This window comes from Anaerosolibacter sp. (assembly GCF_029240175.1).
In the GTDB taxonomy this organism is placed as follows: Bacteria; Bacillota; Clostridia; order Peptostreptococcales; family Thermotaleaceae; genus Anaerosolibacter.
In genome coordinates this window covers 84,177-98,898 of sequence record NZ_JARBTM010000002.1, presented here as the reverse complement: position 1 = coordinate 98,898, position 14,722 = coordinate 84,177, and the positions used below count along the sequence as shown (strand labels likewise).

Annotated in this window: 14 protein-coding genes; all 14 read right to left on the bottom strand. The window is 39.2% G+C overall.

From position 1 onward, the window contains the following. Positions 1-5: 5 nt before the first annotated feature. The 14 genes from K0R93_RS01710 to K0R93_RS01645 all read right to left on the bottom strand — a co-directional run bounded on the left by K0R93_RS01710 (position 6) and on the right by K0R93_RS01645 (position 14,553). Positions 6-395, bottom strand: coding sequence for a HAMP domain-containing protein (locus tag K0R93_RS01710; RefSeq protein WP_300296647.1), 390 nt, complete (start codon positions 393-395; stop codon positions 6-8). Between the two features lie 11 nt (positions 396-406). Then, positions 407-850, bottom strand: a complete 444-nt coding sequence (locus K0R93_RS01705) for a hypothetical protein (protein ID WP_300296644.1) — start codon at positions 848-850, stop codon at positions 407-409. Between the two features lie 268 nt (positions 851-1,118). Then, positions 1,119-1,907: an IclR family transcriptional regulator gene (locus K0R93_RS01700; protein WP_300296641.1), complete on the bottom strand. Its 789-nt coding sequence runs from the start codon at positions 1,905-1,907 to the stop codon at positions 1,119-1,121. A gap of 300 nt (positions 1,908-2,207) precedes the next feature. After that, positions 2,208-2,645, bottom strand: a complete 438-nt coding sequence (aroQ, locus tag K0R93_RS01695) for a type II 3-dehydroquinate dehydratase (RefSeq protein WP_300296638.1) — start codon at positions 2,643-2,645, stop codon at positions 2,208-2,210. Positions 2,646-2,779: 134 nt separating this feature from the next. Then, positions 2,780-3,724, bottom strand: coding sequence for a DMT family transporter (locus K0R93_RS01690; RefSeq protein WP_300296635.1), 945 nt, complete (start codon positions 3,722-3,724; stop codon positions 2,780-2,782). A 14-nt stretch (positions 3,725-3,738) separates the two neighbouring features. Continuing rightward, positions 3,739-4,536: an IclR family transcriptional regulator gene (locus K0R93_RS01685; protein WP_300296632.1), complete on the bottom strand. Its 798-nt coding sequence runs from the start codon at positions 4,534-4,536 to the stop codon at positions 3,739-3,741. A gap of 194 nt (positions 4,537-4,730) precedes the next feature. Then, complete coding sequence (locus K0R93_RS01680) at positions 4,731-5,906, bottom strand: MFS transporter (protein ID WP_300296629.1); 1,176 nt, start codon at positions 5,904-5,906, stop codon at positions 4,731-4,733. A 210-nt stretch (positions 5,907-6,116) separates the two neighbouring features. Then, the gene (locus K0R93_RS01675) at positions 6,117-7,106 is read right to left on the bottom strand and encodes a TRAP transporter substrate-binding protein (protein WP_300296626.1); all 990 of its coding nucleotides are present in this window, start codon (positions 7,104-7,106) and stop codon (positions 6,117-6,119) included. Between the two features lie 181 nt (positions 7,107-7,287). After that, entirely contained in the window at positions 7,288-8,580 is a 1,293-nt protein-coding gene (locus K0R93_RS01670; protein WP_300296623.1) for a TRAP transporter large permease, read from the bottom strand. Positions 8,581-8,668: 88 nt separating this feature from the next. Continuing rightward, a complete protein-coding gene (locus K0R93_RS01665) occupies positions 8,669-9,148 on the bottom strand; it encodes a TRAP transporter small permease (RefSeq protein WP_300296621.1) in 480 nt (159 codons plus the stop codon). Between the two features lie 31 nt (positions 9,149-9,179). After that, complete coding sequence (locus K0R93_RS01660) at positions 9,180-10,058, bottom strand: shikimate dehydrogenase (protein ID WP_300296618.1); 879 nt, start codon at positions 10,056-10,058, stop codon at positions 9,180-9,182. A 219-nt stretch (positions 10,059-10,277) separates the two neighbouring features. Beyond that, on the bottom strand, positions 10,278-12,080 hold the full coding sequence (locus tag K0R93_RS01655; RefSeq protein WP_300296616.1) for a thiamine pyrophosphate-binding protein: 1,803 nt from the start codon (positions 12,078-12,080) through the stop codon (positions 10,278-10,280). A gap of 51 nt (positions 12,081-12,131) precedes the next feature. Then, a complete protein-coding gene (locus tag K0R93_RS01650) occupies positions 12,132-13,541 on the bottom strand; it encodes an aldehyde dehydrogenase family protein (protein ID WP_300296613.1) in 1,410 nt (469 codons plus the stop codon). A gap of 70 nt (positions 13,542-13,611) precedes the next feature. Continuing rightward, positions 13,612-14,553: a hydroxymethylglutaryl-CoA lyase gene (locus K0R93_RS01645; RefSeq protein WP_300296610.1), complete on the bottom strand. Its 942-nt coding sequence runs from the start codon at positions 14,551-14,553 to the stop codon at positions 13,612-13,614. Between the last annotated feature and the right edge of the window lie 169 nt (positions 14,554-14,722).

Below are 14,722 nucleotides of genomic sequence, written 5' to 3'. Positions count from 1 at the left end.
ATCTGCTATTTTTTTAGTATACTGCTCTCCTCATCTACTTCTATTGCTGAATTTGCAATTTCCTGAATAATACTTCGTAAATTCATTGTCATATGATTGATTGCAGTGGATAGTTGGCCCACCTCATCCTTGCCTCGGTACTTAATTTCCTCTATGTTAAGTTCACCCTTCGCAATTCTATCTGTGGTCTTGACTACTAGATTTAAATTGTGACTGATATTTCTACTGATTAGGAAAACCAAAATACAACCAAGGATTGTGGCTGAAAGTATACCCGCTGTTAAAATAGCAACTGATTTTTCGATATTTTTATATGCCGTATCTACTGATTGCTTACGTTCGGCATCTATCTTCACTCTGATATTTTCAAAGAGGATGGATGTGGGATTTCTCAAAGAGGATACTTTTATGAATCCTGACAAAACTTGTTCAGTATTATTTTTTTCATTTCAGGTATCATCTTGTCGATAAATGCATCATCCATTGATTGATTGTTTTTTCCAATTAAGGAGAACTCTAAATTTAATTCCTTTGTATTCATGTAAGGTTGAATTTCAGATTCCAGTGCTTCGAATTGTGTTTTCACATTTATATATTTATCTACTACATCAGCTTTTTTAAAAGTCATATACTCAGAAATAATTAGTTCTTTTTCTTTAAACAAGGTACTCATTTGGGTTATAGCAAGGGATCGATTGTTCTTAATTTCAATATCATTTACTGACGCTCTTATGGCGAACAAAGAAGTAATAATAACACCAGCTGCAATGATAAATAGGATAATGGCCGTAAACAGCGCAACACCATACTTAAATCCAATTTTTAAATCACGCCAATTCAGCTTGCTCAATTGAAGCCCCCCAGTTCTTTTTAGAATTCCATTCAGTGGAATCGTTTTCCATTCAGCGGAATCTTTTTTATATAATTATACTACGAATCATTGAAAAAGTTAATCAAAATTTGTCAAATACACGATTTTTATGTTATAGTTGCGAATCACATTATCAGTTACAAACAACAAGTCTGCTGTATGTTACCATTAAAAATAAGGGATGATTTTGAATCATCCCTTATTTTTAATCTATTTACATTTGTCATTTGCATATATCTCTTCTAGCTTACTCCATATAGCTAGGACTTGCTTCAAAATACCCTAGCTGATTGGATATCTTTTTAGCACCTTCCGTCACTAGCCTACTGTAATAGTCTATATTATCAGGGAACCTAAATCTAGGACCTGATATAGCAAGACATCCAATTACCTTTCTATGGGCATCGAAAATAGGTGCAGCAACACAACCTACCTCTGCATTCTTTTCACCTATACTCACCGCATAACCCTTTTCTCTTATGCGATTAAGTTCTGTGATAAACGCATCAGGGTCTGCTATAGTATCCTCTGTGATTGGCCTTAATTCCTTCACCATTTCATGCCAGATGCTTTCTTTTAAGTGGGCCAATATGGATCTTCCCGTAGCACCTTGCCATATAGATACCCTCTCCCCAATTTTCTCTGACTTTTTTATGGGCAGAGGACTTTCCACCTGTTCAAAGCATACCCGATCTCTATGATCCAATAAATAAAGATTTACAGTTTCTTGGGACGCTTGACCCATTTCTTCCATAATCGGACGGCTGATTTTCCTAATATCTAAGCTTTCTTTTGCAATCAAGCCTAAATAATAAATATTATGCCCTAATTTATATCTGTTGGTTTTCTGATCCTTTGCAATAAATCCCTCTAATTCTAAAGTCGTTAACAGTCGTGAAACTGTAGATTTTGCCAGACCAATTTTTTCTACAATCTCCGTCAGGGTTAACTCCCTCTCATCCCAGGTAAAGCATAATAAAATGTTTAATGCCCTTTGTATTGAACGCACGCTGTTTTCGCTAGATTTTTCTGCCATGTCAATCCTCCTGTTATTCAGCCTTTCATTGTTTGAAAAATAATAACTTGTAGAAGCATTTCTCCTTCGATTTCATATTATCCTCTATCTATCTTTATTATAATGAAGTATTGACATTTATTCTATCTTTTTGATAAATCATGACATATAATATTCACAATTTCATTATATAGAAAAAATGCTATAGATGAGATACCGTTCCATGAACATTTGCTTTTTACAAGCAACTATTACAAAAACATCCATCTCACCTATAACTTTTCTTGATTAAAACTTTATTCGTTTACTTTGAAATATGATTTATTCCATGGCACCAACAGCAGCTCTTAAGCCAAGAAGATAGCTGTCCAAACCAAATCCACAAATCTGTCCCTTAACAATTTCAGCAAATACTGAATGATGACGAAACTCTTCTCTTGCGTGGATGTTAGACATATGAATTTCAATGATTGGTACAGTGAGAATTGCCAGTGCATCTCTCAAGCCATAGCTATAATGGGTCCATGCCCCAGCATTGATCACCACAGCATCAACTTTTTCAATGAATGCCTGATGTACTCTTTCACACATTTCACCTTCATGATTTGTTTGGAAGTTGATTACTTCAACGCCCAATTCTTTTCCTAACTCACTCATCTTGGCATTAATTTCATCAAGGGTGATTGTTCCGTATTGGACAGGATCTCTTTTCCCAAACATATTATGGTTTATTCCGTGTAGCATGAGAATCTTTTTCATAAATATCCTCCTTTGAACATTAACAGTTATTGGAATACTGCTTTTCTCTCCTCATCTTACCACTGATCCATTCATAGAATCAATCTTTGTTTTTTAAACTAAGCTTTAAACTCATAGGGAAGCCTTCTGCTGATTTACCCTTTAAACAATTTATGCTGGCCCTTTTCTAGTTGGTCAGTTGGATTTTTTTGATTTGCATAAATTAATCCAAATATAATGAACAAACCTCCCATGATCTGAGTTTTTGTGATCATTTCTCCAAGAACCAACCGCCCTGTCAATATAGACACAAAGGGGGGCAGATTGGCATAAATAGAAGTTCGTGTAGGTCCTACTTTCCGGACTCCTATATTCCAAAGAGTATAAGATATTCCAAATACAAATACTCCTGAATAGATCACACCAGCCCAAGCAGCACCAGAATAAGCCAACCAGTTTGCTGCCATGATTTGCCTTGAGGAGATCAATGAAAAGAAAATTGCTGTGATCGTCATGGAATAGGTTGTAACTTTTACAATCGATATATCTTTAAAGTACAGACGGATCATGATGGTATACAGACTCCAAAACAGCGTAGCGATTACAATCAATATATTCCCTATACTTGATTCTACATTGATCCCAATACCGCCAACTGCCCCCATAACAACCAAGGCTACGCCTCCGAAAGAAATCACGATTCCTATGATGGTTTTACGGCTAGCCTTTTCTAACTTCAGTAGTCCAGCAAGGAAAGCTACACACATAGGGGTAGCCGCCAAGATTAAGGATGCCGTTGAGGCAGAAGTTTTAGATACACCATATACAAAAGCCACCTGATTGATTCCATGGGCCACAATGCCCATAATGAACAAATGAAACAATTCTCTTTTACTAACCATAAAATTCGTTTCTCTAAACAACAAAATGATCCAGCAGATCACCGCACCAATAATAAATCGCAGACTATTAAATACCATAGGATTCATTTCTGACAAAGAAATCTTAGAAACTACATAATTTAGTCCCCATATCGTTGTTACCAAAACCAACAGTACATCTGTGGTACCGAATGCATTCGAATACTGTGAATTTTCCACCTGCCATCACCTATCTACCCTGTATATTCCATATATTCAAGACTTTTTTCATAATATCCCAACTGGCTAGAGATCTTTTTTGCCCCCTCTATGACCAGCTTACTATACAAATCTGTGTTTTCTGGAAATCTAAATCTTGGCCCCGATATAGAAAGACATCCGATGGTCTTCCTATATCCATCAAAGATAGGTGCAGCAACACAACCTACTTCGTAATCCTTTTCTCCTACACTGACAGCATATCCAGCTGCTCTTATCTTTTTCAATTCTACAATAAATGCATCAGGATCTACAATTGTATTATCTGTAAGTGCTTTTATATCATTCATCATTTCATACCACATAGATTCCTCTAGATGTGCCAATATAGATTTCCCTGTTGCCCCTGCCCATATGGCAAAACGCTCTCCGATTCTTACTGACTGTTTTATTGCTTGAGGACTTTCTACCTGTTCAAAGCATATACGATCCTTTTGATCCAATAGATATAGGTTCACCGTTTCCTTAGATGCTTGACCAATTTCCTCCATGATCGGACGACTAATTCTTCTAATATCTAAGCTTTCCTTAGCAATCAATCCTAGATAATAAATATTATGTCCCAGTTTATATCTGTTGGTTTTCTGATCCTTCGTAATAAATCCTTCCAGCTCTAAAGAAGTTAGCAGTCTTAATATTGTAGATTTCGCCAATCCTAGCCTTTCTGTGATCTCTGTCAAGGTCAGTTCCCTTTCATTCCAAGTAAAGCATAGTAGAACATTTAGTGCCCTTTGTATTGAACGCACACTGTTCTCACTAGATTTTTCTGCCATGTCAATCCTCCTATCATTGATTTTTCAAATATGCCTTTACTATTTTCCGAGGCATTCAACTATTCTATTTATTCTTCTGCAATAAAGAATTGACGCTCTTCCATTTTGATGAATCCGTTGTATCTCAACATATTCATCGTTATTTTTGTTTATAAAAAAAAGATTCCTTTTATTTTTATACAACCCTGCATGTATTAATTCCCTGCTTTACTTAATATCTTTCTACTATCATGTACGCCCACGAATGCAATTGATACCATAGCAGCGATTCCAAACAACCCTGTAACAAAGAAACCCATAGTGAGTCCGAATTGGTCTCCGATACTTCCCATAAGAATTGGTCCTATAATCATTCCTATGCCATACATTGCCTGAAAAAATCCCATAATTGTCGTTCTTGAGTCTGATGCTACATTATGAATAGCTAGACCCATAAGCAAAGGGAAGGTAACGGCATTTGCGATTCCGCTAATGATTTGAAGCGTATATAGCATTTTCAAGCTTAAACTGAATGGTGTAAGCATACACAAGACAGAACTTATGCCAAAACCAATCAACAACGTTGTTTTCTCTCCAAGATACTTCACAAAAACAATGCCTGACAACGCTGCAAAAACGATTTGAGGAAAATTAAAGAAAATGGCTAGCATACTTAACTGGAAGTTGCTTGCGCCTAAATTGGAAGCCACCAATGGGGTAAATCCAAAGGCTGTGGAATACGTAATCACTTGAGAAAATATGGCCAATACAGAAACATGTATAATATCTTTGTTGCTAATCATAGAAAGCATAGCTGAAAGTTGAAAAGGCTTTTTTCCAGTCATACTTTTTTCTTCCCATATGGATAAGCTCAATATAAAACCCACAGCACCTCCAATGGCACTGAGTAAAAACAGATAACGTACCCCCAAATATAGAGAGACAAACCCGCCTGCCAATACTGCCGCAAACTGACCTGCTTTATTGGTAGCATTGATAATCCCCATGGCCTTTGAAACTTGAGATGACTCGTAGTAACTTGAGAACATTACTGTATAGTTGATCCAGGTAGCTGCAGCAACACCTGCTAGAAGCCTAGCCAACAATAGGGTATATGTGTTTGGGAGGGCAAAAACCGACAGTGTACTAAGTATAATGATCAGGAGTCCTAAAGTAATGAATATTTTTCTTTTATTTAATGCATCCGATACGATTCCCAGCGGTATTCTCAGGATCGTCTGACTAAATCCATAGGCACTGGCAATGATGCCTATCATTTTATATGAAGCACCCATTTCCTTGGCATAATTGGTCATTTGAGGGATATATGCATACATTGAAAACCAAAATAACCCCGTGACGATACAAAACAGTGTCTTCTTATTCAGCATTGTCGATTCAACCTGCCCATCCATTTTCATGTATTTAAGTTTTGTGTCTTTGTAAATTCCCCTATCAAGCCAAAAAACCTACGATATCTTTTCAGGAGCTTATTCTCGAAAAGTATCGCAGGCTATGGCTCTCAAAGTCCACCCGTTACATTCGTATATAGGTGATGCTTTTGAAATTTGTTAATATGTTACTACATGAATCACGTCTTATTACTTCGCTTCTTTTACTGCATTTAGTAACGCGTCTACCAATTCATCACCAATTTTTGAACGAATTAATTCATAAGCACTTTCTGATTTCGCTTGCATTTCTGCACGTACCTCTGGAGCAATGTCAACGATTTCAGAACCATTGTCAGTGATGATTTTCGCTCTATCTGCTAAACGAGCATCTGCTTGCTCTCTAGCATATACTTTAGCTTCAGCTACAGCCTCGTCCATTATTTTTTGATCTTCTGGAGATAATCCATTATAAAGGGCTGGATTTGTAATCAATGTTAATGTATGAAGCATATGGTTTGTGTTGATTACATATTTTTGCTGCTCGTAAATCTTGTTTGCAGCGATTACTTCTAAAGGATTTTCCTGTCCATCGATTGCACCTTGCTGTAATCCGATATACACTTCACCCCAAGCCATAGGTGTAGGGTTTGCACCTAATGATTTCCAGAACTCGATGTGGTTTGGGTTTTCCATTGTTCTAATTTTTTGACCTTTAAGATCTGCTAATGTTTCAACTTTTTTGTTTGAAGTTAACGTTCTGAATCCTTGGTCAGCAAATCCTAGGATTTTAAAGCCAGACTCTTCATATACTTTGGCAATTGTATCAAAGAAAGGACCGTCAAGTACTTTTCTAGCTGTTGCTGCATCGCCATATACCATTGGCATATCAAATACTGCAAGCTTAGGTACAAAGTTTACCTGGGGAGCTGTAGTTTGTATAACGAAATCTAGGCTGCCTGCCTGCACGCTTTCTGCGATTTCCTTGTCACTACCCATTTGTCCGTTAGCATAAAGCTGAACTTTCATTTTGCCGCCTGATTTTTCTTCAAGCAATTGACCAAACTTTTGGGCATATAGATACGTTACAGTATCTTCCGGGCTATCCATCGCTAAGTTAAACGTACGTGCTTCTGCACTTGCTGCTGGCTGCTCTCCACTTTGTGCTTCTTGAGCAGGTTTTGCCCCACATGCTGCCAATGATAACATCATTAACGCTATCAATGTTAATGCGATGATACTTTTAAATTTTTTCATACTCTCCCATTCCTCTCCATTTTTTTATTTTTAAAAATATAAGTGCTGACTTTTCTGGTTTCCAGGATACATCAACGCTTATAAAATTCGAACCATATCCTTGTACTTCTACATCATCTTAAATCTACCTCGTAAGCAGTAAACTGATTTCTGGTACGAAGGTAATAACCAACAATGCAATGATGAAAGCTACAATAAACGGTGCTGCCTTTTTCGAAATCTCTACCACTGGAATACCTGTTAAGGAACTTCCCACGAACAGGTTGATTCCAACGGGCGGCGTTACAAAGCCTATAGCTAGGTTTACAACCATGATGATACCGAAGTGTACTGGATCAACGCCTACAGCCTGAACAATTGGTACTAAAATTGGTGTCAAGATCAAGATCGCTGGACTTGTATCCATTACCATACCTACAAAGAGCAATAGAACATTGATCACCATTAAAATTGAGAACTTTGTTGTAAATACAGATGTAATGGCTGCTGCCACCTGCTGGGGTGCCTGCATAAAAGTCAATACCCTGGCAAAGGCAATGGCTGCAGCTAGTATGAACATAATTGGTGTAAAGGTGCGAATGCTCTCTTTAAATACTGGAATAATTTCTTTAAACTTTAAGCTCTTGTAAATGAATAAGCTGATAATTAATGAATAGAACACGGAAATGGTAGCCGCTTCTGTGGGTGATGCAATACCACTATAGATACTTCCTAGTATAATTACAGGTGTTAATAATGCCCAAAAGCTATCTTTGAATACTTTCATGAAACCTTGACTTCTGATGGCTTGATAATGCTCATTTAACTTTTCCTTATCTTCACCCTTTGTACGACAGTAGTAATACGCATATGCCATTAAGCAACCGCCAATCAATAGTCCTGGCAGTACCCCTGCAAGGAATAGTTTTCCTACAGATGCCCCTGAAGTCATACCATATAGAATGAAAGGAATACTCGGTGGGATAATAACCCCTAATCCACCGGCTACAGCAACCAATGCTGTAACAAATACCTTGTCATAGCCAAGGCTCACCAAAATTGGAATGGTCATAGATCCAACTGCCGCTGTGGTAGCAGGGCCTGAACCAGAAATGGCACCGTAGAATAGACAAGTTACGATTACCGCGATGGGCATACCTGCTGTTTTATTACCTATAAAATATGAGAACACATTAAAAAGCTTTTTTGATACGCCTCCTCGAGCCATAATAATACCCGACAATATGAACATGGGAACTGCAAGGATAGGAAAACTATCGACACCACCCAGCATACTCCGGATTATAAGCTGCGCATTTGCTGGAAATGATGGATTAACCGCATTGGGAAGAACGGCTAGTATTCCTAGTACTGCACTTATGGGAATGGCTGCAGCCATGCCTATTGCAAAGATAAGAAACAAAATACCGACTGACAAAAAAACTCCCCCTTCCTATATTGCTTCGCTCTTATATTGAATAAATCTACACCCATCCTCTGTGTTACTTTTATATCCGTTATGATCGTTAAGCAGATTTGGCTGACTTAAAGTCATTCCAGAAGCTTTGAAGAATCCTCACAACAGCCAACCCAAAGCCTAATACAGCTGATACTTGCACTAAGTACATTGGCAATCCCAACGCTGCACTTGTCTGACCGTTTGCGTAAGTAGCACTCACTACTTCTATGGCAAACTTAAACACATATGCGAAGAATACTAACATTACGATTCTTGCAATTACATCTAGCACTTTTTGTGCTGATGCGGGCAGCATATTTGTAAATTGGTCTATTCGAATAGCTATACCTTTTTTGATACAGTAGCTCACACTAATGAACGACGACCATACAAACATATAACGGGTAAGTTCTTCTGACCATGTTAGGGATGCATTAAAGAGATATCGCATTGTAACCTGAACACCCATGATGCAAGTCATAAGAATAAGTAAAACAAGCAGAATATATTCTTCAAAGTGTTCATCCAGCCATTTCAAAACACCCATTCTATTCACCTCCATTTATTCGTCTCTTGCCTTATTTTCCTGTTATTCCTAGAGTCTCCATAAACTTTTGTTTTACTAAATCTACCGGCATATCTTCTCCCGTCCAAATCTTGAATGCCATGGCTCCCTGCCAAATCATCATGCCAAATCCATTGATCGTCTTACATCCAGCAGCCTCGGCCATCTTTAAGAGTTTTGTCTTGGCAGGCTTATATACAACATCGGATACAATTAAATCTCTTCGAAGTACGCTTGGATCAGCAATGATACTTTTATCTTCATGGGGAGTCATACCCAACGGTGAACAGTTGGTCAACATATCCGCTGTTCTCAATGCCTCTTTTAAATTTTCATCACTAAAAACCATTCCCTCGGCTTTACAGTTTGGGATCTTCTCATTGATTGTATTGCTAAGGGCTACAGCCGCTTCTTCATTCATGTCAAGAATAACGATTTCCCTTGCACCGTCAACAGCCAACTGAACACATACGGCCTTTCCAGCCCCCCCTGCTCCAGCCACTACGATTTTCTTTCCTTCAAAGTCAATACCGGCTTCTCTCAATGAGTGAGCATATCCTCTTCCATCCGTATTGTATCCAATCAGCTTTCCGTTGTCATTTAATACAGTATTTACTGCTCCCATCCACTGGGCTTCAGATGATACTTCATCTAACAATGGGATGATATTCGCCTTGTTGGGCATCGTTACATTAAAGCCCTTTACATTCAACACACGCATTGCTTTTACAACGTCATTTAGATTATCTTCCTTTGTATCAAAGGTAAGATACGCATAACCTAATCCTAAATGAGTAAATGCTGTATTATGCATTTGTGGAGATAAACTATGGGATATGGGGTAACCGAGTAACCCAACCAACTTCGCTTTTCCATTTAAATGATGAGCCATTCCTTTGCACCTTCCTATTTTGTATGATTTTAAATTTTCTGATAATTATATGCATATTTTCCCAATATTTTTGTTTTGACAATTCAGAAATTTAATTGATAGCAAGAGACCTAGTGCTAGGTCTCTCCATCAATTATAACTGTTAGGGGAAACTTAAGGAATCACTTTTAATATTTTAAAATTTTGTAAGTTTTTCCTCATTTCTGACTATTTATTCACTTACTTTGTAGCTACGTGCTTAGATCGAGTAGCTTCACCATGGATCAATCTACCTTCAACAACATTCTCTTTCGGCGTATAGATGTCATTGATATTCCAAATTCCATCTGTAGGTACGGGGATATTCTCCATTGGAACATCTAGTAAATATGGCTCATTTGAATCTAATGCCTCTTGGAATGCAGCCTTAAATTCTTCCGCCGATGTAATTTTCTTCGCCTTGATACCATAAGCCTTCGCTACTTCAGCCCACTCAGGGTTATATGGTGTACCATCGGGCTTTTTGAAGATCGTACCAAAGGAGTGATGATATTGTGCCGCCTCTAGTCCTGCAATGGTACCAAAAGCACCATTATTCATAACTACCCATACCACTGGAATGTTCTGTTCTACTGCTGTAGCCATAACCGTTGGATTTGTACCAAAACCACCATCACCAACCAATGTAATTACTTTTTTGTCCGGTGCCGCTAATTTTGCCCCCAGGATTGCAGCTGGTCCAAAGCCCATGGTTGCAAGACCGCCTGTGTGAAGAATCGTGCCTGGCTTTGTGATTTCAAACTGTTGGCTTACACCATTTTTATTCCAACCCACATCCGTGGCGATGATCGCATCCTCCGGCAATACTTCCCTTACATCCTTAAGAATTCTCTGAGGTGTCATTGGGAATCTACTGTCTTCAGAAATCGCAACATTGGATGCTTTGAATGCAGCTCTATATTCAGCGATAGCTTTTCTTAGTTCAGGTCTATCGATACCCTCTGGCTTTAACTCCTTGGCAGCTTCCAAGATTGCCTTTAAGGCTTGCTTAGGATCTGCTACAGCGCCTAAAGCTACAGGGTAGTTTCTACCGATTTCGATCGGATCTAGGTCGATTTGGATTAGCTTTGTAGGTGGAATATTGAAGCTTACCCCCTTATACCAGGAGCTGCTGTCTGCTTCAGCAAATCTTGTACCTACGCCAAGGATCACATCGGCCTTTGTTGATGTTTCATTTACGAAATCCGTACCCCAGAATCCTGTCATTCCCACATGTAGCGGATGGTTGTCTGGTATAGCACCTTGTGCCATCAATGTTCTCGTAACAGGAATATCTAGGAATTCAACCAATTCTATAAGCTCCTTTGAAGCATTGGTATATATTAACTGTCCACCACCATGGATCACTGGGTTCTTCGCTTCGATTAACATCTTGGCAATTTCCACAGCTGTTTCCTTTGGCAATGCTGGTTTCACCGTTGTATGGGCATCATGATACGTTCTTTCAAAGTGAGCTGGGTCTAATTCTCTTGAGAACATATCCATTGGCACGGAGATCAGTACCGGTCCAGGTCTTCCAGACTCAGCCAGTCTGAATGCCTTGTCAAGAATTTCTGGAAATAACTCTGGCACGTCAATTCTCCAAGCTCTTTTTACGAATGGTTTATAGATATCATATTGTGATCCGTCACAATGCATATTGATCTCTTGATGTGGATGTTTTCCATAGTAATAGCTTGGGACATCTCCAGCGATCACAACCATTGGTACTGCATCTAAAGAAGCAGTGGCTACACCCGTTACTGCATTTGTAAGTCCTGGTCCTAAGTGGCAAAGAACTACACTGGCTTTTTGTGTGATTCTTGCGTAAGCATCTGCAGCGTGGGCAGCTACCTGCTCATGTCTTACAGATACGAAATTTAATTTAGAGTCTTTCAAAGCATCTAACATTGCGATGACTGTGTGTCCACAAAGGCCGAAAACATGTTCCACGCCTCGTCTCTCTAAATAGTCAACCAATTGGTAAGAAATTAGCTTTTTCAATTTGTATACTCCCCTCAAGTCATTTTTGATTGGATATCCTAATCCGTTCTCCTATTTCTCACACTCAGGATCGTAGAAATCTCCGAATAGTTCTGCATCAGATGGTCTGTCTTCTGGAATCGGTTTAGATACCCAAGTCGTATTCATGTAGTGCTTTAAATGCACGTTTTCTGAAATGATATTTCCACCCCAGGTTCCACAGCCTAAGCTGGACGTCATCGGCATTCCGTTGTTGAATGCACCAGCATTAGCTTTGGATTGGGGCTGACGAACCATGATTCTACTTACAGGCGCAGCCAAAGCCAAACGATGGATGTGATCATCGTTGAAGGAGTAAATTCCACAGGAGTGTCCTTTTCCTTTCACTTCATAAACAGCTCTCATCATATTCAGGGCATTTTCAAAGCCTTCATATTTATAAACCGCTAAGAGGGTTGTTAATTTTTCGTTGGAGAAGAAATGCTCTTTGCCAATGCCATCGCCATAAACGATGATAAACTTTCTATCTGCTGGAATCGTAAATCCTGCAGCTTCTGCCAGTTTTTGTGGTGCGATGGCCACTGTATCTGATAATCTGTGCCCCTCTTCGTCCCACATAACAGCCTTTAACTTCGCCTTTTCCTCTTCACTTGCCAGGTAGCCGCCTTCTTTGACAAGCTGCTCTACCATCTTGTCAAAGATGCTTGCTTCTATGATCAAGTTTCCATCAGCGGAACATCCTGATCCAAAGTCCGATGTTTTACTCAGCATCGTGTTACGCGCAGCTTCTTCGATGTTTGCTGTCTCATCAATGATCATTGTAGAGTTCCCAGCACCAACGCCATAGGCAGGTGTTCCGGAACTGTATGCTGATTTCACCATATCTGGTCCACCAGTAGCAAGAACCATGTCTGCTCTGCTCATCAGGGCCTTTGTCATTGGAATGTTTACTTTTGTAAGGCATTGGAAGATATCTGCCGGTGCCCCTTCTCTTTCAAGGGCCTCTCTCATCAATCTTACGGTTTCAAAAGTAGTCTTCTTGGAACGTGGATGTGGTGAGAATATCACTACGTCCCTTGCTTTAATGGCATAGATTGCGGTTCCTGCAGGTGTTAAATCTGGATTTGTTGTTGGAACGATAGATCCAATGATTCCAACGGGCTTTGCATATTTTACAATACCTTTTTCCGGGATTTCTTCAATTACACCGACACTCTTTTGTCGAAGGGCATCTCTAAGAACCCCTCTAATTTTAAATCGTTTTCCTTCTCTGCTCACTGGATCTCCAAGACCACTCTCTTCAATCCCCATATCTACTAAACGAAGAAATGTTTTCTTGTTTGCTACTGCCCATGCCACTGCCTGACATAGACGGTCTACCTTTTCTTGGTCATATGTCTCAATAATTGCAAGGGCTTTCCTAGCACGATCAAAAACCTCATCTAACTCCTGTTGTTGTTCTAATGTAATCTCTGTTGCCATGCTATGTTACCTCCTTAAAATTTTTAGATAATTTTGGGTTGCAGTTGCTGCAACATCTTCTTTGTTTGTTCTACACTTTCACAATGTCACTACATTTTCCAGCCTTTAACACAAAGCTTGATGTATCCTTTTCTAAAATCTCCTGGACATATCTTCCGATGGAAATCATCTTATCCAAATCATAACCTGTATCAATGCCCATTTCGTGACACATATGGATAAGGTCTTCTGTGGCTATATTTCCTGATGCCCCTGGAGCGAAAGGACACCCGCCCAAACCTGCAAAACAGGAGTCATATCGTTCAATGCCAGCCATCATTCCAGCCATCACATTGGTAAGTCCCATCCCCCTTGTGTTATGGAAATGGAGATTCCAAATAATATCAGGGTATTGTTCCTTCACCCTTACACTGTATTCATAGACTTGCTGTGGATTGGCCATGCCCGTCGTATCTGATAGAGACAGCTCCTTTACGCCAATCTCTCTAAATCCGTCAATGGCCGTAATCACTTGCTCTATGGGCACCTTTCCTTCCATGGAACAGCCAAAGGCTGTGGATATAGCTCCTGAAAGGGTGATGCCATGGGCTGCTGCATATTCTGCACACTCTGCAAAGCCTCTTAGCACTTCCTCTGGTGTGCGATTTAAATTGCTTAAGGAATGGGCTCTACTGGCAGAAACTGTTAATTTTGCTTTTTTGATTCCTGCTTCATTTGCCCTTTCTAGGCCTCGTAAGTTTGTTACCAATACCCTGTACTCTACCCCATCTACCCGCTTTATTCGGCGGGCCACTTCATCGGTATCAGCCATTTGAGGTATAGCTTTAGGACTAACAAAGGAACCGATCTCTATAATTTTTGATCCTGCTTCAACAGAACGCTCAATCAAATCTATCTTTTGTTCAATCGTAAACATCTTTTTTTCATTTTGGAGACCATCTCTAGGTCCAACCTCTGAAACAACGATTTTAGCAGGCCACTGTAGGTTTTTTTCTAGATTCCTTATAAGCATTTTACTCCCTCCTTTGCACCGTCTTCTCATCCTATAATTCAGAACAATTTCTATGTATCGAAGTTCCATTGTACGGAACCAAGTTTCTCTATTTGGAACTTGATTTCATTTTAGCATGTTTATTTTTTCAAGTCAATTCACTTAATTAATTTTCTTCAAATTTTTTATT

What these genes read in the sequence shown, in the direction of transcription:
- K0R93_RS01700 (WP_300296641.1), bottom strand. Translation starts at nt 1,907, where the DNA reads ATGGCAGAAAAATCTAGCGAAAACAGCGTGCGTTCAATACAAAGGGCA.
- aroQ (WP_300296638.1), bottom strand. Translation starts at nt 2,645, where the DNA reads ATGAAAAAGATTCTCATGCTACACGGAATAAACCATAATATGTTTGGG.
- K0R93_RS01685 (WP_300296632.1), bottom strand. Translation starts at nt 4,536, where the DNA reads ATGGCAGAAAAATCTAGTGAGAACAGTGTGCGTTCAATACAAAGGGCA.
- K0R93_RS01680 (WP_300296629.1), bottom strand. Translation starts at nt 5,906, where the DNA reads ATGCTGAATAAGAAGACACTGTTTTGTATCGTCACGGGGTTATTTTGG.
- K0R93_RS01665 (WP_300296621.1), bottom strand. Translation starts at nt 9,148, where the DNA reads ATGGGTGTTTTGAAATGGCTGGATGAACACTTTGAAGAATATATTCTG.
- K0R93_RS01660 (WP_300296618.1), bottom strand. Translation starts at nt 10,058, where the DNA reads ATGGCTCATCATTTAAATGGAAAAGCGAAGTTGGTTGGGTTACTCGGT.
- K0R93_RS01650 (WP_300296613.1), bottom strand. Translation starts at nt 13,541, where the DNA reads ATGGCAACAGAGATTACATTAGAACAACAACAGGAGTTAGATGAGGTT.
- K0R93_RS01645 (WP_300296610.1), bottom strand. Translation starts at nt 14,553, where the DNA reads ATGCTTATAAGGAATCTAGAAAAAAACCTACAGTGGCCTGCTAAAATC.